General features: G+C 35.7%; 21 protein-coding genes and 1 pseudogene. 13 read left to right on the top strand and 9 right to left on the bottom strand.

From position 1 onward, the window contains the following. Window positions 1-40: 40 nt before the first annotated feature. Window positions 41-1,234, bottom strand: coding sequence for a NupC/NupG family nucleoside CNT transporter (locus RTP99_RS20245; RefSeq protein WP_000545588.1), 1,194 nt, complete (start codon window positions 1,232-1,234; stop codon window positions 41-43). Window positions 1,235-1,398: 164 nt separating this feature from the next. On the opposite strand from RTP99_RS20245, the gene RTP99_RS20240 reads away from it, so the two are divergent. The 5 genes from RTP99_RS20240 to RTP99_RS20220 all read left to right on the top strand — a co-directional run bounded on the left by RTP99_RS20240 (window position 1,399) and on the right by RTP99_RS20220 (window position 5,502). After that, entirely contained in the window at window positions 1,399-2,442 is a 1,044-nt protein-coding gene (locus RTP99_RS20240; protein ID WP_000454541.1) for an ArsR/SmtB family transcription factor, read from the top strand. A 51-nt stretch (window positions 2,443-2,493) separates the two neighbouring features. After that, the gene (locus tag RTP99_RS20235; protein ID WP_000769366.1) at window positions 2,494-3,714 is read left to right on the top strand and encodes an MFS transporter; all 1,221 of its coding nucleotides are present in this window, start codon (window positions 2,494-2,496) and stop codon (window positions 3,712-3,714) included. 88 nt (window positions 3,715-3,802) lie between these two features. Then, window positions 3,803-4,129, top strand: coding sequence for a heme-degrading monooxygenase HmoA (gene hmoA, locus RTP99_RS20230; protein WP_000469503.1), 327 nt, complete (start codon window positions 3,803-3,805; stop codon window positions 4,127-4,129). Between the two features lie 69 nt (window positions 4,130-4,198). Beyond that, on the top strand, window positions 4,199-4,903 hold the full coding sequence (locus RTP99_RS20225; RefSeq protein WP_041184677.1) for a nucleotidyltransferase family protein: 705 nt from the start codon (window positions 4,199-4,201) through the stop codon (window positions 4,901-4,903). Window positions 4,904-5,106: 203 nt separating this feature from the next. Continuing rightward, window positions 5,107-5,502 (top strand): VOC family protein, encoded by a 396-nt coding sequence (locus tag RTP99_RS20220; protein ID WP_000773072.1) that lies wholly within the window; start codon window positions 5,107-5,109, stop codon window positions 5,500-5,502. Window positions 5,503-5,644: 142 nt separating this feature from the next. Here RTP99_RS20220 and RTP99_RS20215 read toward each other — a convergent pair whose 3' ends face one another. Further along, the gene (locus RTP99_RS20215) at window positions 5,645-6,247 is read right to left on the bottom strand and encodes a hypothetical protein (protein ID WP_000827107.1); all 603 of its coding nucleotides are present in this window, start codon (window positions 6,245-6,247) and stop codon (window positions 5,645-5,647) included. Between the two features lie 278 nt (window positions 6,248-6,525). Between RTP99_RS20215 and RTP99_RS20210 the strand changes: the two genes are divergently transcribed. Continuing rightward, on the top strand, window positions 6,526-7,029 hold the full coding sequence (locus RTP99_RS20210) for a GNAT family N-acetyltransferase (protein ID WP_000132884.1): 504 nt from the start codon (window positions 6,526-6,528) through the stop codon (window positions 7,027-7,029). Window positions 7,030-7,136: 107 nt separating this feature from the next. On the opposite strand, the gene lsrF is transcribed toward RTP99_RS20210, so the two are convergent. The 4 genes from lsrF to RTP99_RS20190 all read right to left on the bottom strand — a co-directional run bounded on the left by lsrF (window position 7,137) and on the right by RTP99_RS20190 (window position 10,911). Then, window positions 7,137-7,919: a 3-hydroxy-5-phosphonooxypentane-2,4-dione thiolase gene (lsrF, locus tag RTP99_RS20205; protein WP_000219767.1), complete on the bottom strand. Its 783-nt coding sequence runs from the start codon at window positions 7,917-7,919 to the stop codon at window positions 7,137-7,139. A gap of 6 nt (window positions 7,920-7,925) precedes the next feature. Next, window positions 7,926-8,288, bottom strand: coding sequence for a cupin domain-containing protein (locus RTP99_RS20200; protein ID WP_000909986.1), 363 nt, complete (start codon window positions 8,286-8,288; stop codon window positions 7,926-7,928). A gap of 128 nt (window positions 8,289-8,416) precedes the next feature. Then, window positions 8,417-9,979, bottom strand: a complete 1,563-nt coding sequence (gene lsrK / locus RTP99_RS20195) for an autoinducer-2 kinase (protein WP_000018827.1) — start codon at window positions 9,977-9,979, stop codon at window positions 8,417-8,419. Further along, complete coding sequence (locus RTP99_RS20190) at window positions 9,979-10,911, bottom strand: sugar-binding transcriptional regulator (protein WP_000192711.1); 933 nt, start codon at window positions 10,909-10,911, stop codon at window positions 9,979-9,981. Before RTP99_RS20190 ends, lsrK begins: the two co-directional genes overlap by 1 nt. A 197-nt stretch (window positions 10,912-11,108) precedes the next feature. Between RTP99_RS20190 and RTP99_RS20185 the strand changes: the two genes are divergently transcribed. Genes RTP99_RS20185 through lsrB form a run of 4 tightly spaced genes read left to right on the top strand, consistent with a single transcriptional unit; the run spans window position 11,109 to window position 15,566 of the window. Further along, window positions 11,109-12,590, top strand: coding sequence for a sugar ABC transporter ATP-binding protein (locus RTP99_RS20185; RefSeq protein ID WP_046647435.1), 1,482 nt, complete (start codon window positions 11,109-11,111; stop codon window positions 12,588-12,590). Next, a complete protein-coding gene (locus RTP99_RS20180; protein ID WP_000827501.1) occupies window positions 12,587-13,540 on the top strand; it encodes an ABC transporter permease subunit in 954 nt (317 codons plus the stop codon). Before RTP99_RS20185 ends, RTP99_RS20180 begins: the two co-directional genes overlap by 4 nt. Then, window positions 13,537-14,526 carry an ABC transporter permease subunit gene (locus tag RTP99_RS20175; protein WP_000878516.1) on the top strand — a complete coding sequence of 330 codons (990 nt, stop codon included), beginning with the start codon at window positions 13,537-13,539 and terminating at the stop codon, window positions 14,524-14,526. Before RTP99_RS20180 ends, RTP99_RS20175 begins: the two co-directional genes overlap by 4 nt. Further along, window positions 14,523-15,566 carry an autoinducer 2 ABC transporter substrate-binding protein LsrB gene (gene lsrB, locus RTP99_RS20170; RefSeq protein ID WP_000823633.1) on the top strand — a complete coding sequence of 348 codons (1,044 nt, stop codon included), beginning with the start codon at window positions 14,523-14,525 and terminating at the stop codon, window positions 15,564-15,566. The genes RTP99_RS20175 and lsrB overlap by 4 nt, the downstream gene beginning before the upstream one ends. A gap of 42 nt (window positions 15,567-15,608) precedes the next feature. Here lsrB and RTP99_RS20165 read toward each other — a convergent pair whose 3' ends face one another. Then, entirely contained in the window at window positions 15,609-17,111 is a 1,503-nt protein-coding gene (locus RTP99_RS20165) for a malate:quinone oxidoreductase (protein ID WP_000069165.1), read from the bottom strand. Window positions 17,112-17,490: 379 nt separating this feature from the next. On the opposite strand from RTP99_RS20165, the gene RTP99_RS20160 reads away from it, so the two are divergent. Continuing rightward, window positions 17,491-18,537, top strand: a complete 1,047-nt coding sequence (locus RTP99_RS20160; protein ID WP_001260246.1) for a DUF2332 domain-containing protein — start codon at window positions 17,491-17,493, stop codon at window positions 18,535-18,537. A 134-nt stretch (window positions 18,538-18,671) separates the two neighbouring features. Here RTP99_RS20160 and RTP99_RS20155 read toward each other — a convergent pair whose 3' ends face one another. After that, window positions 18,672-19,028 (bottom strand): hypothetical protein, encoded by a 357-nt coding sequence (locus tag RTP99_RS20155; RefSeq protein WP_011040445.1) that lies wholly within the window; start codon window positions 19,026-19,028, stop codon window positions 18,672-18,674. A gap of 290 nt (window positions 19,029-19,318) precedes the next feature. After that, complete coding sequence (locus tag RTP99_RS20150; protein WP_001030853.1) at window positions 19,319-19,801, bottom strand: hypothetical protein; 483 nt, start codon at window positions 19,799-19,801, stop codon at window positions 19,319-19,321. 115 nt (window positions 19,802-19,916) lie between these two features. On the opposite strand from RTP99_RS20150, the pseudogene RTP99_RS20145 reads away from it, so the two are divergent. Both RTP99_RS20145 and RTP99_RS20140 read left to right on the top strand, forming a co-directional pair. Next, window positions 19,917-19,988: pseudogene (locus RTP99_RS20145) on the top strand (nitroreductase); the annotation flags it as partial. A gap of 196 nt (window positions 19,989-20,184) precedes the next feature. After that, on the top strand, window positions 20,185-20,791 hold a 607-nt coding region (locus RTP99_RS20140), incomplete at its 3' end, for an SH3 domain-containing protein (protein ID WP_312367191.1).

Raw genomic sequence — 20,791 nt, 5'->3', positions numbered from 1 at the left:
ACTCAATTTTCGTTTGGGTGTCTTTTATTTTTAAAATTATTTACCATACAAAAAGCCCAACGAGCATAGCGCTTAATAAGGAAACAGCCATTCCGCTCACAAGAAGCTTCCAAACATTTTTACCGATGACTGATGATTTTTCTCCGCCAAATAATGAATTGTAAGTTCCGTAAATCATACCTACTGTACTAAAGTTAGCAAAAGAAGCTAGAAATGTCGTTGCAACCGCAACCGTATGCGGTTGTAACGACTTTAAGCTTGATTTTAAATCCATCATTGCAACAAATTCATTCGTCGTTATTTTGATCCCCATTAGTTCAGCTACATACATAGCATCACTGCCCGATAAACCGAGTAAAAAAGCGAAAGGACTAAAGATAATGGAGAAGATTTTTTGAATTGTTAAACCTGTTACAAAAAATCCTAAAATCCCATTTAAACATGCTGTTAAAGCTACATAACCAATTACCATAGCTAAAATAACGATAACCATATTCATACCGACTAACATACTGTTTGAAATAGTAGAAAAGAAATCCTTTTTTTCATGTTTGGAAGGTGTGTAAACAACATCTTCTTCTTTCGTAACTTCCACAGGATTTAATACATTGGCTAAAATTAATGCGTTAATACAATTTAATGGGATTGCGCTGAAAATATATGTTGCTGGAACCATTGATAAATAAGCACCGAGAATAGATCCGCTAACGCTACTCATACTCATAATCCCAAAAGTTAACAAACGATTTTCTTTTAAAACAGATAATTGATCACGAACAACCGCAAGTGCTTCGGTGTTTCCTAAAAACATCATTTGAATCGAAAAGAAACTTTCTAACTTTGGTAAACGAGAAATCTTTGAAATAACTGCACCTACTTTATCAATAATCCAAGTTAAGATTCCGAAATAAGATAGAATATCGAAAAAAGTAATAACAAAGATGATAGGAAGTAATGCACTAAAGAAGAAATCAATGTGTGGACTGTCCATAGATGAAGGAAATGCAAATCGAATTCCTTCATTCGCACATGCCAGTAGCCAACTAAAAAATGACGCTATTTGATTAATGATAATACTGCCTAGCTTTGTGCCTAACATAAACCACGTAATAAAAAGCTCCAATATGATGAGAATTACAATCGGTCTCCATTTTATATGTTTTTTATTAGGCGAACATAAGAAAACGATTAATATGACAACGAAAACCCCTAACATATTCAATAAGAAATGCATCTCAACAACTCCTTGAAGATTATTATTTGTATATAAAAAAGCTCCTATTCTTTTTAATTTAGAATGAATGTATTTCAAATTATATTTTATTTATTCCAAAAATGTTGAAGGGTAAATTCGATAAAAATAGAATTTAATGTATAGCAAACAAGGAGGGGATAAAAATGGAGGTCTATCACATAACGAGTAGAAAGAGGGAAACTTATCATGTTCAAGTGAAATATTCGATACTTTTCGAATGTGCACTTGGCATTGCAGCAATTACTCATAAGAGGTTAATTGATACACTTGAAAAAAGTCAAAATGAATGGGAAGAAATTAAGAAATCATTAACAGAAGAAATGAGAGAGCACTTACAATTTGTTGAAGAACATAATACGTGGAAAGCATTGCTTCAGTTGTTGTATGAAGGGGATTTTCAGGACTTAGCACAGTTTCATGGTAAAATCGATTCGCTTTCAGAAGTAGATTTGAAATATATATGTTTACCGTTTTTAGGGGAGAAGTATGAAGAGAAAAGACATTTAGCAGCAAGTGGAGATGTAACTGCAATATATGAACTAGAGGAGCTGACACAAGATCATCAGTTTTTCTCTACATATATTCGTTTTATATGTAATGTTGATGTACAAGTGCTGAAACCTCATTTAATCGCTGTAATGACAGGTTGGTATGAGAGTGTTATTCAGAAAGAGGAAGAAGAAATACTTTCTATATTAAAACGAGACTATGAAATAAAGGTTGAAATGAATAAAAAGATGAAACCAGAAGAGTTCGTCGAGTGGGCCACTGGTGGCGTGAACTATATGCCAGAGCCAAGTGTTCATCACGTACTTCTTATTCCGCAAATGACGTACAGACCGTGGAATATTGAGGCCGATATTGAAGATACGAAAGTATTCCATTATCCAGTTGCAAACGAAAGTATTCATCCTGAAGATTCATATGAACCGAATTATTTTTTAGTTCAAAAACATAAAGCTCTTGGAGATGAAGCGAGGTTACGTATTGTAAAAATGTTGTTCGAAAAAGAACGAACATTGCAGGAAATTACAGAAAGACTGCAACTTGGTAAATCGACTGTACACCATCATTTGAAATTGTTACGTGCAGCGAAGTTAGTAGATATACATGACGGGAAATATGTATTGAGAAAGAAAGCAGTACAGTCGTTAGCGAAAGAATTAGATATGTTTTTGAATAGATAATTAACAACGAGAATGTACATAAAGGGAGGAATATAAAAGAAAAGTTGGTGTATGAAATTGAAAAATGTATTGAAAAATCGTTCGTTCTTTTTCATGTGGATTGGTAGCGCGATTTCAGAATTGGGCGGGGCTTTCGGAACATTATGTAATTCGATTCTTGTTTACGAATTAACAGGATCAAAAACAGCATTAAGTAGCATGTGGTTATTATATTTTATCCCATCGCTCATACTGCAACTAATAAGCGGTCCATTTATTGATAAATGGAGCCGGAAGTGGATTATGATTTTTTCACAATGGATACGAGCGTCCGTATTCTTATTTCCCTTGGTGATGCTAGTTTCAGGTAGTATAGAAGTTTGGCACATTTATGTTGTTCAAATTGTAGTGGGACTTATTACACCACTTTATACACCTGCAAGTCAAGCAATTACACCGAGCATTGTAGGGAAAGAACAACTTCAAGATGCAAATGCGTACATTGATGGAATGACTCGCCTTATGATGTTTCTTGCACCAGTATTAGGTGGAGTAGTCATTCATTTCATTGGAACAGAACTTACATTATCTTTCGTATGTATTTGTCTATTTGTTAGTGGTGCATTATTACTTTATATGAAAGAAAAGAGAACAACACAATCCATTCGGAAAACGTGGCTAGAACAGTTTCTTCACGGCTTTACATATTTTTTCACAAAACCAGTTATCGTTTGGCTTGGTGTCTTTCTTACTTTCGTACAATTTGGGGTCGGGGTAACGCTGGTTACAAATCTTCCTTATATAAAAGATGAGCTGTCAGCAGGTTATACAGAGTTTGGGTATTTTATGGCTGGTTTCCCGTTTGGCTATGTAATTGGATCTATACTAGTCGGAAAAGTAACATATAAAAGCAGGCGCATACTTATGCTTGGAGGATTGTTTATAGGGGGACTCACATACATTTCACTAGGTTTTAACCACAGTATTGTAATAGCGGTAATAATTGAAATAGTTGCAGGTGTTTGTATTGCCTTTTTCAATGTTCATAACACAACGATATGCCAGCAATCAGTCCAAAATAATATGATAGGACAAGTGTTTTCAGTGCGTTTATTTTTCATACGATTCGCTATGCCGTTAGGTGTGTTAGTAGGGGGAATATTGAGTGAAATGTGGGGAGTAAGAGCACTATACTTTATTATCGGTTCAATTATATGTGTCACTTCTTTAATCGGAATATTACTCCCATATTTCAAATTTTTAGATGAGGCTATAGAAGAGAAATCCGCATAATTTAAAACTTTTTAATTGAAAATAATTATCATAATCAACTATAATGGAAGAATAATAGTATTCGTATTATAAAGAGGGAGTGGGATATATGTTTATTGAAACGAAAACATTTACAGTAAAAGAAGGTACATCAAATATAGTTGTAGAACGTTTCACTGGAGAAGGAATTATTGAAAAATTTGAAGGCTTTATCGATTTAAGTGTTCTTGTGAAAAAAGTAAGACGCGGCGACGAAGAAGTTGTCGTTATGATCCGCTGGGAATCTGAAGAAGCGTGGAAAAATTGGGAAACAAGTGAAGAACATTTAGCAGGACATAGAGCGAGTCGTGGTAAACCAAAACCAGATCATATTATTAATGTGGATCATGCAGTTTATTATGTAAAATCATCGAAAGCGGCTTATCAGCAGTCGTAATATATAAGTAGAGGATACATGTTGTAGATGCTAACATGTATCCTCTTTTTGTAGTAATGGGGGGTGGAAATGATGGAGAGTTTTTCATTCATTATAAATGAAAAACATAAAAAATTGGTACAAACAATTTTAAATGAATATGTATTTAGAGATAAAGTGAATGGATTGATGCTAATTGGATCTGTCGCAAGAGGTGACGCATATCCTGATTCGGATTTAGATTTTTATATTCTTTTACAAGAAGGACAAAAGAAGAAATTTCATTCTGAAATGAGAGAAGATATTTTAGTTGAATATAAGAGTGCAGATTTTAATCAAATTCAAATAAACTTTAAAAACAATCCGATGGAACTATACTCATTTCTAGAAGGGAAAACTTTGTTTGATAAAAGCGGTGAGTTAAAAAAGTTAAAGGAAATAGCTACATATGAATTTGAAAACTATCGAGTTTCTAGCGACAAAATGAAAGGCATTTCTCATTGGTTGCATAGTTCGCTTATTAAAATTCAATCTGCTTTAAAAGCAAATGATGAGTTAAAAGCTTCATACATAGTCCAAACTTCAACTTGGACATTGTTAGATGGGATATGGGCTGTTAATAATAAGCCTATACCACCAGCGGGATCTGTTTTGAAGTATATTGAAACGTTATCTAAAGTACCAACTCATTTTGAAGGTTTTATAAATAAACTGTTTTTAGGTGATACGACAGAGCGTACCTCTGCAGCAATTTTCTTAATTGAGTGGGTTTTACACAATTTGAAAAATAAATAATGTGGCTATTTTATATAGGTAAAATAATATTTCGCGTCGAACAGTTTATGGAATTGCAGTCATAAAAAAACGTTCTAGGCTATAGAAAAAAGTATTAAACTATAAAGCATAGTCTTAGACGGAACGCTTGAATATCTTACCTTGCATATTTACGTGTTATGAAAATGAGTCTACATACCCTCTGCTTAAAAGGAGATGAGTGAATGAAGTTAAATCATTTGAATTTATGTGTTGATGATTTATTAGAAGCGAGACATTTCTTTGAAACATTTTTTGATTTTCAATTTTTGGAGCAAAAGGGAAAAGCACTAGTAGTAATGAGTGATGAAAGTGGATTTATACTTGTGTTAAGTGACCCAAAAGCATTTAAGGGAAATAAGGAAGTGATGTATCCTGAGGCTTTTCATATTGGTTTTTTAGTGGATACTTCAAATGAAGTTGATCAAGCATATAATCGTTTAGCAGCTGGCGGCATTGAAATAGAAAAGGCACCGTATTCTATGCGAGGTAGTAGTTACGGTTTTTATTTTTCAATGTTTAATGGTTTGTTAATTGAAGTGTCTTGCCTTGACTATAAAGATGGTAAGAAAGTTCAATAGCATTAACAAGAGTAATTGTTTGAAGATGTAAATTTATTAGCCCCTTATCCGGTATGGAAAGGGGCTTGATCATTTTAAGGGACATAAAAGTAAAAATAAACGAATTTTAGTCAGGAAAAGGGCATGTGAGACAGCTTCTTTATTAATCTATTTGAATTACAAATTCAAGCACAGTTTGATCTTTCCTAAACGGCATATTGAGTTCTTTAAATCGTAAGCTTATTCCAGACAAATTATCAGGAAGGGCAGGAGATATAACGAAATGATGACTAAAATGTCCATCAGTGCCGCCCCCACCTTCTGACCAGCAGTCATATGTATCATCTATTGATAATTGGAAGAAACTATGAGGTTTGTTTTCATTAAAAGCGTCATTCACCGAATCCCAATCGCTATATAAATAAACTACACTAGCATTTGCATATTGCCGAATAAAAGTTACGGTATACATGATACCTTTATGTTCATACGTTTTAAAAACAGGTATATGTTTTTGGAATTTAGTTGGTTCGACACGAGGTTTAAATTCACTTTCGTCCATCATGGAAGAGAATAGTGAATTTAGATAGTCTGGATAAAATTCGTATTGCTTTGCCCATTTATAAATCGTTTCATCATGTGGAAAACCTGGATCACCACCTGAAAGTTCTTTTCGTTCTTTTAATAGGGCACAAATTTTTTCATCGATAGTATATAATCTTTCATCGTAATAATCGGTAGGGCGTTCAAAACCCATTCGTTTCATAATCATTCCTCCTTTTCTTTATTTTAACAAATAAGAAAGGACGATATATTTTTTAATGTAAAAATTAAGTGAAAACCTAAAATCATTTATAAATCAAATATTGTAGATTTAAAATGAAGTTTGATAACAAGGTCTATTTTGCAGAGAAATTAATTATGTATAAAATAACAATAATGTATCTTAATGCAAGAAAATCTAGAGAACCAAGCATGTTTCCCATATGGTACAGTACGAAACGATTATAAGTAGTACAGTGATATAAATAGGAGGTTACCACTATGACAGATGTATTTAAAGATATGGCGTTCCAGCTAAAAACGGAACGACTCGACCTGAATATGTGGGAGGAATCCGATGCAGTCTGGCTTAGAAAACTAATTGGTGAACGTGGAGTGGAAATGCCAACCATTGAATCTGTTCGTAGCTCTCTTATCGAAATGCGCAAGAAAGCAATTGAAAATGGTATTTCTCTTCTCACAATTCGTAGACGAGACGAAGGCGATTTCATCGGATACTGTGGCTTAATCATCGGTCGTGCTACGCTTGAAGAGCCGGAGATTGCATACGAATTGTTCAAAAGTGCTCATCGCAAAGGTTATGCGACAGAGGCAGCATCAGCAGTGCTGGAAGCTGCGATTGCTACGGGGCGCCATAGACTTTGGTCTACTGTAGGCGCTTGGAATACTGCGTCTTTTCGGGTATTAGAAAAGTTAGGGTTTCATCGGCATCACAGTACTTATGGTGAACGCGGTGAGATTGTTTGGAATGTGCGCGATCTGTAGGTTAAATTCAAAACAATGAAAAATGTAAAAGAAAGCCCATATGTTAGATTCCTCAGTAATCTAACATATGGGCTTTTCTTTTAAATGCAATAGTTTGCTCGTTTGTTTTAATTTTTTACATCTTCGTATAATTGGAGTGCCTCTTTCACATTCAATCCATTTTTCACAATACCATGTATCGCTTGAATCATCGCAGCTGGATGTTCAGATTGCCATATGTTTCGGCCCATGTCTACGCCGATTGCCCCTTCTTGTAGTGCATTGTACGTAATGTTTAATGCGTCTTCAATTGAATCCAGTTTTGGCCCACCAGCAATTACGACTGGGGCAGGGCATGTGCTCGTAATTTTTTCGAACCCTTCGCAGTAATACGTTTTAATAATGTCAGCACCCATTTCAACACATACACGGGAAGCAAGTGCTAGAAAGCGAGCTTCACGTTTTTGTAGTTCTTTCGCAACTGCGGTAATGCCGAGTACTGGCAGACAATAATCGTGAGCTTCTGAAACTACGTTTGCGAGATTCGTAACCGTTTGTGTCTCATAGTCGGACCCGACGAAAACAGACACACCTACGCCAATCGCGTTTTGTTTTACTGCTTCTTTTACAGGTGTAACAATTGTCTCATTCGCTAAATCTTTACCGACGACAGTAGCCCCGCCAGATACACGGATAACCATCGGTGTACTGCAGTTTTCAGGAATGCAGGAGCTAAGTACACCACGCGTCAAAAAGAGAGAATCCGTATAAGGAAGTAAGTTTTTAACTGTTTCAAGTGGCTGTTCAAGCCCATGAATTGGTCCTAAAAAGTAGCCGTGATCTATCGCTAACATAACCGCTCTGCCATCAGGTAAAATTGTATTTAATCGATTTTTAAATCCCCAAGTCATTCGAAATCACTCCTTTGTTAATGTTGGATTTTCCGTTTGTACCGTATCTTTATTTGGTAAATGTGGTGACTTTATAAAAACTGCTTTAAAAGGTTTGTCAGAATGGTTAATAAGATAGTGAGATTCATGTGGGCGAACTTGCAGGACATCCCCTTGTTTAATTGGAACTCTTTCGTTATTTACATAGAAATCTATTTCACCTTCTAATGCATAGAATACCTCTTCGCACGTTGTATGATAATGGTTTTGAAACTCTTGCCCAGGCTGAATGACAACAAGGCCTAAATCAATATTCGGCCCTTGTATTAAATATTTCGGCCCATTATCACCGAAGCGATAAGAGAAATCATTTTCATTCGCTTTTAACATACATTTCACTCCTTTATCCCGTATTAACGGGCAGTAAAACTCCCATCTCAAAATTTGTCTGGAGCAAAAAAGGTAGGTGGAGATCAACTGCCCGTAAAAGCCTGATTAGTTGAACTTTATGTAATCTGTTACAGTGCACCAGGCGCAATCCACATATGTGAAGTGAGCCCTTTATCAGCTAAAGCGAGCTGACTGTCATACACAGTTTTCCATGTTTCATAGAACTCTTTATATAGTTCGTGATTTTCAGTAACTGGTTCGAATGTTTGCTCCCACTGTACAAACTGTTCGGCAGTTTCTTCCATAGATGCATATATGCCAGCGCCAAATCCAGCAGCAATTGCGGTTCCTAAAGCAGCTGCTTCTTTCACAACAGGTACTTTTACAGGAATACCAAGGACGTCTGATAGAATTTGTGGCCATAGTTTTCCTTTAGCGGCACCACCAGCAAAAACGACTTCAGAAGGGAATGTCCCTGTGAGATTTTCTATTAATTTTAAGTTTCCAAGTGTAACGAAGGCTGCATTTTCTTCAATAGCACGGAACAGTTCTTTTTTTCCGCATTTGTCAGCATCTAAACTTAAATTTAAAAAAGAAGGTGCGGCATGACGCCAAGAAATGTAGTTCATTACGTTTGAAAAAGTAGGGATAATCCCATGTGAGCCGACAGGTACGTCTTTCGCTTGTTCTTCTAGTAATTCATAAGCATCTACACCGAGTTTGTCAGCAAGTTTCTTTTCCTCTTGGCAAAAAGCGTCTCGAAACCAGCGCATAACGAGTCCTGGGAAAAAGGCAATCGTTTCATATTGCCATAGATTAGATACGACGTGACAGTTTATACGAATCGCAGCTTGTGGATCTGGTATTGGCTCAGTAACATTCACTTCTTGTTGCCAAAAACTACCTCCGCATATTAATGTTTGATTCGGTTTCACGACTCCAGTTCCGAGCGATGCCATTTGAGCATCTCCGCCCCCGGCTACGACAGGAATCCCTTCACGTAATCCAGTTAATGCTGCACACTCTTTTGTAACGTTGCCAATTACTGTACCAGCTTCATTTACTGTTGGTGAAAATGGTAAAGATAGACCGCACTCCTTAGCGACATCGTTATCCCACACTCTATTTTGTAAATCAAAAATACCTGAAGTGCATCCGTTTGAGGGATCAATTTGCAGTACGCCGCTTAGTTTATATAAAATCCAATCGTTTAACATTGTAAAAGAGTGAATAGTATTATAGACGTCGGGTTCATGTTTTTTAATCCAAAGTAGGCGGGGTAAAGCACCTAATGAAAAAGTTTGACCAGACTTTGTATATAAATCTTTTTCAAGATGTGACCGAATTTCTTTTAGCTCACTAACTTCAGCGGATGCACGCCCATCAACATTTGCGCAAGCCCAAATTTCTTGCCCATTTTTATCATATAAAACAAAACCTTCTCGCATACTAGTAGCGCTAATAGCTTGAATGGAAGAGGGCGAGATATTACTTCTTTGTAAAACTTCTTTCGCGCATTGTTGTACTAGCTTCCAGTTTTCTATTACATCAAAATTCATAGAACCTGGGTAACGAGGATCTGTATTATGAACCCATTCTTTTTGACTGACAGCAATTTGATTACCTAGTAAATCAAAAAGAACAGCTCGAATGCTTCCTGTACCAGCATCAAAAGCTAATAAATGAGACATTAACAATCACCATCCTTTCGTAATAAGGAGAGGGCCGTTTCCTCATCGGTAATTAATGTATGAATAAACTTTCCTTTTAAGGCACCATAAATTGCGTCTATCTTTTCTGTACCTCCAGCAACACCGACGACATGATTCATATTGCGCAGGATAGAGAGAGGCGTGCCAATTAGACGATTGTGATGCGAGAGCTCTAGCAAATCGCCATTTGTATTATAAAACTGTCCTAAAATATCGCCAGCACCGTTTTGACTACGAATATATGTCATCTCACGTAGTGTTAATTTTTCTTCTTTTACAATCGTAGCGTCTTGAGATAATCCGCCAATACCGACAATAGCTGTATGTGCAAGTGAAGCGACATGAAGCATATCTTTTACACTCGGTTCTGATAAAATACTTTGTGCCATTTCGGTTGTAGACGCTAGAAACGGCGTAGGGATAATGTGAAGATCACCTTGCATGTAGTGTAAATAGTTTTGTTTTCTCGAGAGATAGTGATTTACTCCGCCTGTTAACGTTACGATTGAAAGATTAATAGAAGTCTCAAAATGAATGTTTTCTAGCATTTTGCTAATTGTTTCTCCCCATCCAATACCGAGTAAATCGCCTTGCTGGAGATGAGTTTCTAAATATTGTGCAGCAGCTTTTCCGAGAGAAGCGTGATAATTGTTTACTGGGGTCGGGATAATAAAAGCATCTTTTAAGTGGAATTTTTTCATTAAGTCACGCTCAATACTTAAACAGTGCAAACCAGTCCCTTTTACGTGAAATGTAACGATACCTTCACTGCGTGCCTTATCTAATAACCGGACGACTTTATTTCTTGAAATGTGAAGAAGTGAAGCGATCTCTTGTTGTGTTAATTGGTCTTTATAATAGTACCAAGCTACTTTAGTTAATAAATTCTCTTCAAAGTTCAGCTGAGTCATACTCTTCATCCCTTTCAACAATTGACCACTGCTTAAACATATGTGCCATATATTTTGTTTATTCCAGTTGAAACGATGAATAGTATGTAGAAAAAAGTGTTCTAGATATAAAAAAAGGAATATACAATGCTACAAAACAAGTAGAACAAATAATCATTTTCTCAAAAAATGTTCTGGATAAAGGCAGGTGACATCAAGTGGAGAACGTACCTTTATTACAAGTAAATAAAATGAGTAAGGCGTTTTCAAATCAACTTGTATTAAAAGAAGTGAACTTACAAGTAGAGCGCGGAGATATATACGCTTTAGTTGGGGGAAATGGCGCCGGGAAATCAACATTAATGAAAATATTAACGGGGTTATATTCGTATGATGATGGAGAAATGTATGTAAAAGGAACGAAGCAACAGTTTGCAAATCCGTCAGAAGCACACCGAAAAGGTATTTATTTAATACCGCAAGAACCGCTCATTTTTCCGCATATGACTATTGAAGAAAATATATGTATCGGGTTAACAGAAAAGAAAAAGAAATTAAGAGTACAGATTGAGCAATTGATTAACAGTCTAGGGTGGGATATTGACCTTAATGAACTAGGAGGATCATTATCGATTGCGCAACAACAGTTAGTAGAAATTGTTAGAGGATTAATACGAGAAGCTGAGATTCTTATTTTAGATGAGCCAACATCGACATTAACAACTCACGAAATTAAGAGTCTTTTTGTGTTGATGAAAAGTTTACAAGAAAAAGGAATTGGGATGATTTATATTACGCATCGCTTTCCAGAAATCTTTGAAATTGCCAACAAAGTAGCAATACTACGTGATGGAATGATTGTAAGCCAAGGTGACGTATGTGACTATACATATGACATGCTGATGGAGGGGCTATTGCCAAAAGGGTATAAACAGAAAGAGAAAATAGAAGTAGTTCAAGAGACAGCAAGGACGAAAAAAATATTAGAAGTGATCGATATAACGAGCCACGCATTCAAAAATATATCATTCACTGTACATGCGGGTGAGATTGTAGGTGTTGCTGGCATTATAGGATCTGGCAGGACTGAATTAGCAGAAGCGATATTTGGATTGAAAACTATAAAATCAGGGTCTATCTTATTAGAGGGGAAATCAATTGATGCGTGTTCTTTGCATAAAAGGCTAGAAAAGGGACTGGTTTATGTCCCAGAGGATAGGGCGAGGAATGGCATTTTCTCAATTGCTTCTGTTAAAGAAAATATTGCAGCAGCAAGTTTACAACAAAATAATCGCTTTTTTATAAATCAAGAAAAAGAAAGCGCTTTAGTTAATTCATTTATAGAACAGTTCCGAATTGTTGTACAGAATATGAATGAAGAACTAGTATCTTTATCAGGAGGTAATCAGCAGAAGGTCGTGCTTGCGAAATATCTCGCATGTAATCCTAAAATTATTATTCTTGATGAACCGACTCGAGGAATTGATGCGAAAGCAAGGATTGAAGTGTATGAGACGATAGAAAAAATGAAAAGGGAAGGACTCGCAATATTATTAATTTCTTCCGATGTTGAAGAAATTGTTCAATTAGCAAACCGTGTATATGTAATGCGAAATGGGCGATTTGTTTCTTATATGGAAAAAGAACAACTAAGTGTGAATGAAGTTACACGCCTTGCATACGGAGGTGTAGCGGAATGAAACGCATGTTAAAAATGCATGAAACGTCTATCATACTGTTACTACTAATGTATATAGCTATTATAGGAATAATAAACCCTAGTTTTATTCAATTTAACTCGTTATCTTTACTGATAAAGTCAAGCGTTATTTTAGTCGTGCTAGCAATTGGCCAATCGTTCGTCTTATTTACGAAAAATATAGATGTATCAGTTGGTTCAAGCATGGGGTTAAGTGCAGCAGTTTGCGGAATGTTGTTAACGGATGGATATCATGCATCTTTGTCTATACTTGCTGCTATTTTACTTGGCGCTATTCTCGGTTTTATAAATGGAATTGGTGTTGCGAAGTTTCGGGTACCGGCCATTATTATGACATTAGGTATGTTAGGGGTCATTAGAGGTGCGATGTTAATCTTTACAGGTGGAAAGTGGATTGAAGATATACCAAACGATTTTAAGCAACTGTCATCGATCATCACACTTGGTTTGCCGATCATTGTATGGATTGTTCTTATTATTTTACTACTACTATACTTCTTTTTAAGGAAAGTGCCATACGGAAGGTACTTCTATGCGGTTGGTGATAATGAAGATGGCGCGAGACTTATTGGTATACCTGTTAATAAAGTGAAGATATATGCGTTTATAATTTCAGGCATAAGCGCTGCGCTCGCTGGTTGCATATTTGTTATGAATATCGGATTCGTTCCAAATCAAACAGGAACTGGGATAGAACTACAGGTTATCGCAGCTGCTGTACTAGGAGGAGTTCATTTAAAAGGAGGAACGGGTTCTATAGTTGGAGCTGCATTAGGAGCGATATTTTTAGAGGCGATAAGCAGCTCACTCGTCTTTTTAAAAATACCAGCATTTTGGAATAATGCTATTTCAGGTTTCTTATTATTGCTAATCGTCATATTAGATAGCGTTATGAAAAAGTGGAAGGCAGAAAGGAGGATGAATCTATGAAGTATGTATACAGATGGGAAGGTGTTCTAATCGTATTACTTCTTTTAGAATTCATTCTCTTTAGTTTTATAAATAGTGATTTCTTAAATATTAGTAATCTCCTTTTTAGTACAAATGATTTCCTATTTATCGCAATTGCGGCGATACCAATGACTTTCGTTATAGTAACAGGAGGAATTGATGTATCGGTCGGCTCCATAATGGGCCTCACTTCGATCTTAATCGGTGTACTTTGGCTGAACGGAATACCTATTTTGTTTGCTGTCATAATTGCCCTAATAATTAGTTGCCTAGCAGGCGCTTTAAACGGACTTATTATAAAAATGACAGATGTAGAACCACTAGTTGTTACACTCGGAACGATGTTTTTATACGGAGGAATTGCACTTGTCATTTCAGGAGGGGCAGGTGCTTCTGGGTATGAAGGAATAAGTGGTTTACCTGACACATTTGTACAACTGGCAAACGGTAGTTTTATAGGAATACCGAATTTATTATGGTTACTAATTATATTAATGATTTTATGCACGATATTGTTTCATCGCACCATATATGGGCGCCACGTAAAATTAACAGGTGCGAACGAAAATGCAGCCAAATACACCGGGATTAAAACAAAAAAAGTAGTCATCATGGCTTACATACTTTCCGGGTTAGGAGGTGGATTAGGAGGTGCTTTCTTAACCGCGTATTTTGGTTCCGCACGTGCTGATATGGGAAGTGAAACAATATTACCAATCATTACAGCAGTCGTGTTAGGCGGGACACTTATTACAGGCGGAAAAGGAAGTATTATCGGTACTGTACTTGCGAGTATTTTTATAGGACTCATGCAGTATGGTTTGCAAATGACGGGTTTAACAAATGAACAATCTAATGTAGTTATTGGTATTATTCTTATTCTTTCAGTTATTATGAGGCATTTCAAATTACATCAATTCTTAGCGGAGAAAAGAAGGAATTTGCATAAGGGGGAAATGTCATGAAGAGAAAATTAGGGATTGTATTCATTGTATGCATTTGTTTAATCGGTTTAATCGCTTGCTCTAGTCAAACCGCAGATAAGAAAAAAGCTGATGATGTGAAATTTGCATTTATCCCAAAACTAACTGGAGTTGGCTTCTTTACATCAGGTGGTGAAGGAGCAAAAGAGATGGGAGATAAGTTAGGCGTACAAGTGAAATACGATGGACCATCTGAAGCGAGTGTTTCTGGGCAAGTAAAATATATAAACAATTTCATTAACCAAAACTATGATGCACTTATGGTCTCTTCTACGTCAGTAGATGGTTTATCACAATCATTGCAACGTGCTAAGAAAAAAGGCATGACGGTGTTAACATGGGATTCTGATGTCAATCCGAAAGACCGTTCCTTTTATATAAGCCAAGGAACACCGGATCAACTTGCTAACTTATTAATTGAAATGACTTCTAAGCAAATTGGAGATAAAGGAAAAGTAGCCTTCTTTTACTCTAGTCCAACAGTAACGGATCAAAACCAATGGGTAACGAAAGCGAAAGAAATTATTAAAAAGAAATATCCGAACTGGGAAATTGTAACGACGCAGTACGGTGAAAATAATGCACAAAAGTCTTTGTCGGTAGGGGAGAATATTTTAAAAACGTATCCAGATATTAATGCAGTCATTTGTCCGGATGCAACGGCACTTCCAGCAATGGCACAAGCAGCTGAAAATTTAAAAATGGATAAAAAAGTAGTCGTAACTGGCTTCTCTACACCAAACGTGATGCGTGATTACGTAAAACGAGGAACAGTAGCGCAATTTGGTTTATGGGATGTCAAACAACAAGGTGCACTCGCAACGTATGTAGCAAATGAAATTGTTGTAAAAGGGAAGAAGTTAAAAGTGGGGGATAGCTTCGAAGTAAAAGGAATTGGAAAAGTAAAAGTAGAGCCAAACTCCATTCAAGGATATGACTATGAGGCAGAAGGGAACGGAATTATCGTACTACCAGAACGAGTCGTATTTACGAAGGATAATATTGATAAATATAATTTCTAGTAACGAAAAAACGTCCGAATGTATCGGACGTTTTTTTCTTTATTAGTTATGAACTGTTTCTTTTTCATTTAATCCAAGGGTACGACCTGTAGAAGTGTGAAGGTCTTGGAATAATCTTGGATTTTCTGTTAATGAAATGCCGTAAGAAGGAATCATTTCTTTTATTTTTCCTTCCCATTCTACCATTCGGCTTGGGAAACATTTTTCTAATACTTCAAGCATAACATGAACGGCAGTAGAAGCACCCGGTGATGCACCTAGTAACGCCGCGATTGATCCATCAGCCGCACTAACAACTTCAGTACCGAATTGAAGTGTTCCTTTACCGCCAGCGTCAGTATCTTTAATTACTTGTACACGTTGCCCAGCAACTACAATATCCCAATCTTCACTTTTTGCGTTCGGAATGAATTCGCGTAATTCTTCCATACGTTTCTCGTGTGATAACATAACTTGTTGAATTAAGTATTTTGTTAATCCCATTTCTTTTACACCAGCAGCTAACATCGTTAAGACGTTATTCGGTTTTACAGAACCGATTAAGTCAAGGTTTGAGCCAGTTTTTAAGAACTTAGGAGAGAACCCTGCGAACGGTCCAAATAGTAAAGCTTTTTTATTGTCTATATATCTCGTATCAAGGTGAGGTACAGACATTGGCGGAGCGCCAACTTTAGCTTTACCGTATACTTTTGCATGATGTTGCTCTACAACTTTTTGGTTTTTACATACCATAAATAGTCCACTTACTGGGAATCCACCGATATGTTTTGATTCAGGAATACCAGTCTTTTGTAGTAGAGGTAGACTACCACCGCCGCCACCGATAAAGACGAATTTTGCAGTATGATGCTCGATTTTACCACTATTCATATCGTGTACTTTTACTTCCCACAAACCATTCTTCGTGCGTTTAATATTTTCGACACTATGTTTGTAGTTTAGCTCGACATCTTTCGTTTTTAAGTAATCAAACAACATTCGTGTTAATGCACCGAAGTTAACATCTGTTCCAGAGTCAATCTTCGTTGCCGCCATAGGTTCATTAGATGTACGACCTTCCATAATGAGTGGAAGCCATTTTTTTAATGTTTCAGGAGCATCGGAAAATTCCATTCCTTGAAACAGTGGATTTTTTGAAAGCGCTTCAAAACGGTTTTTTAGAAACTGAACATTTTTTTCACCTTGTACTAAACTCATATGAGGTAGAGGCATAATGAAATCTTGTGGATTACGAATTAATTTGCTTTTTACAAGATATGCCCAAAATTGTCTTGAAAGCTGGAATTGTTCATTCACTTTTACAGCCTTACTAATATCTATAGATCCGTCAGATTTTTCGGAAGTATAGTTCAGTTCGCATAGCGCAGAATGCCCTGTACCTGCATTATTCCATTCATTAGAGCTCTCTTCCCCGGCACTAGCGAGTTTTTCAAAAACTTTAATTTCCCATTCAGGTGCTAATTCTTTTAGTAATGAGCCCAACGTTGCACTCATAATTCCTGCACCAATTAAGATAACGTCTGTTTTTTGCTGCATGTTGCTCATGATAATCTCTCCATCCCCTATATTGGCAAAAAAGAGTAGGTGTTTTCTATGTCTAAGCCGTAAAAGAGAAACACCGCCTAGGCCCCACCTAGGTATTTACCTTTTTTGTCTCAATTATATAACCATCTCATACTCTATTATAATAATTAATAGACTAAAATATCTAGTGTTATCTGATAATTTTAAACTATTTAACGTTTTATTCGCCAAAAATCTTATTTAACAAGCTCTTTTAAGTTGGTAAATAGAAAAAAATTACAGTTTGAAATTATCTCGAAAAAGCTTACGTATCCAAAGGTGAGTAGAAGGGATACCTTTTTATGGGATTTTTTGCTTTTTATTGTATAATTATTCTGAAAGTTTAAAGGGAGGGATACACATGCGTACACAAGAACAAATCGCAAACTTATTTCGAAATTTTTCAATAAAGGAATGTAAAGGGTCAAGTGACTTATATGAATACTTATCAATACAAATTGCTGAAGATGAGGAAGTACTTACACTATCTTCCTACGCTCAAGCAGGTCAACCAGTCCCAAACTTATTATTAGGTGCAGTACATTATTTATTATTAGCAGGGAAAGAACATCATTTAAAAACGTACTATAGTAGCTTAGTTGAAAATGCTAATACAGATTTAGATCAAGCTTTTGCTCATTTTAAAGATTTCTGTAAAATATACAGAGAGGAAATCATTACTTTATTACAAACGAAACTTGTTCAAACGAATGAAGTAAGAAGATGTGCGTACTTATATCCAAGTTTCAGTTACATATTTAGCAAAGTGAATAAACCGTTAGCGTTAATAGAAATTGGGACAAGTTCTGGATTACAACTATTTTGGGACCAATATAGCTATTCGTACGGTACAGATGAAACATACGGAAATATAAATTCGAATGTACATGTAACTTCTGAAATAAGAGGGGAGAATGTGCCTCATTTATTAAAAGAAAGTCCACCTGTCGTAGAAAGAATCGGACTAGATTTACATGTAAATGATTTACATAGTGATGAAGATTATTTATGGCTACGTGCACTCATATGGCCAGAACATAAAGAAAGGCTTGAACTGTTTGACCAAGCTGCATCTTTAGTAAAAAATAAATCTGTTCAATTAATAGAAGGAGACGGTGTAGAGCTATTATCATCTATCATTGAACGAATAAGTGAAGAGGCGGTTATCTGTATTTTCCATACACACGTCGCAAATCAAATACCTGAACAAATAAAACGTAAGCTGGAAAAACAAATCCAAGAAATAGGTGCAAAACGTGATGTATTCCACTTATATAACAACATGTGGGACCGGGATCTTCATATTGATTATTATATTAACGGAAACGAATATCGTGAAACAGTCGGAGAAACAGAAGGGCATGGGAGATGGTTTAGTTGGAAGCTTGGGAAGGAGACGCTTATTTAGATTAATAGGAGCGCCCTCACTTGTAAAAGATGAGGGTATAGGTTCAAGCATTGACTAAATGACTAATGAATAAATTTATTAGTACTATACAAAAAACTCTTGGGAGAAATCCTAAGAGTTTTTTTGTATTACATTTAAACCCCATAATGGATCATGTACTTTTGTTCTGTTGTAGCTTGTACAATTTTTAAAGCTAACTCATTCAGCTCATCAGAACTTTTGAAGAACTTTGAAGATGTAACTGTTTCATAGAATATTGCTAATGATTCAGGTGGGATAATTGTAATACCGTAATAGACTAAACCGCATTCCTGATTTTTGACTGTATGGAAGTAGGTTTTCATAATTGATAAATTTTGATTTAAACTACTGATAATATCATCATCAACAGAAATACAATGATATTTCTCTGGTGTATAATCCTCGTAATTTTTTCGAGAAGTAAAATCATCAATTATTCCAAAATCATGGACACATGCTATCAATATCATCCTTTCAGCTTTAATAAAGTGAGTTCTATTAAAGTAAAATAGTCATTTTGTTTACGTGTAATAGTAATAGAAATAGTTATGTAGTTCATTAGTATAGTACTTCATAAAATATCTTCGGTTCTTCTTCGTGAAACTAGTTTATCCGACTTTAATGGGCAGTAAGACCCCCACCTCAAAATTCAGCGAAAGCAGAGAAGTTAGGTGGGGGATCGACTGCTCATAAAAGTCCGATTGGTTCAACTAATAATCAGTGGGGGATGAAGAAAACCCCCACTGATTAAAGTTTCACTTTATTTATCGATAAACTCATCGGGAGTCCAAGTGGCGATTTCATTCCCAGGTGCAGCAACTACAAGCCATTGCTCATATTGGACACCAGCTTGCCAACATTCATAATAATCATGAAAACCATTTACAAAAATAATTTGTCCACTCTCTAATGTAACAATTAAATAAGGGCTTTCTAAGCCGAGTTGTATATCGGTAACTTTTTGTCTTCTTATCTCAAATATTCTCTCATATTCTTCTTCCTCAGAATAATCTTCAAATTCATCTTCATTTAATGGATATCTTTTTGGAGGTTTATTAAATAAACACCATTTTGATTCGATATTGATATATAATTGTCCGTCATAATCAACGGGGGCGTGAAAATTTTTGAAATGAATCTTTATAGTGCCTGGAGAAATACCAAATTGTAATCCATCAATTTGTGATCCGATGAAGAGATTTTTTAACACTTTTTCAGCGTGAATTTTATCCTCTTTATTCATTCTTGAAATCCTCCTTTTTAAAAATATATCTTATATTCTTATTGTAATAAATAAATTTTTATGTAAAATGAACTTTTTGCAAAAAACGAGCGAATATAGTGTGAAAGATTATGAGGGGGCTATAGTCACTACTCAATTTTTAGCAATCGTCAGTTTGTTTTTGGCGGGAATTGCGACAACTATATAGTGTGAAGAAGGGCATAAAACGTTTATAGAAAATAAGGAAACTTATAATATATAGAATTAGAAATAAGAATTTGATAGTATTGGAGTAAGGAGTTTTAATAGCAGTATATTAAGTGGTACTAATATATTGTTACAAATACTTCCATGAATTTATGGAAGCATTTGATAGAATTCAAAAAAATATAATGGAGGCTCATATGAAAAAAGTAATTGGCGCAGCAACAGCAACTGTTTTCGGATTGGGAGCATTTACTACAACTGCTACCGCAGAAACGATCGTAACAGCAGATGTACTCAACGTACGTGAAAAACCGACTACGGAATCAAAAGTAGTCGAAAAGGTAAAAAATGGGCAAGAATTAAAAGTCATCAATACTGAAGATGGCTGGTCAAAAATTGAGTTGAATGGTAAAGAAGTATTTGTAAGCTCGGAGTTTACAAAAGATATTTACCATGTAACAGCAAATTTATTAAATGTTCGTACGGAAGCAAACACAGAATCAAAAATTCTTGGCAGACTGAAAAAAGATGATGTAATTGAATCAACGAACCAAGTAAAAGATGGATGGCTACAATTTGAGTATAAAGGAAAAACAGCTTATGTAAATGTTTCTTTCTTATCTAGTACAGCACCAGTTGAAAAAAAAGCTGACGAGAAAACGAAGCAAGTAGCGAAAGTGCAAAAAATGGTTAAAGCTAAGGAAGAAGCTAAAACACAGAAGGTAACAAAGGCAAAAGAAACAATTAAACCTAAGGAAGAAGAGAAAGTACAAGAAGTAGTAAAGCCTAAGGAAGAAGAGAAAG

Origin of the sequence: Bacillus sp. (in: firmicutes), assembly GCF_031983925.1 — a bacterium.
Classification (GTDB): Bacteria; Bacillota; Bacilli; order Bacillales; family Bacillaceae_G; genus Bacillus_A; species Bacillus_A pacificus.
This window is presented reverse-complemented; position numbering and strand designations above follow the sequence as displayed.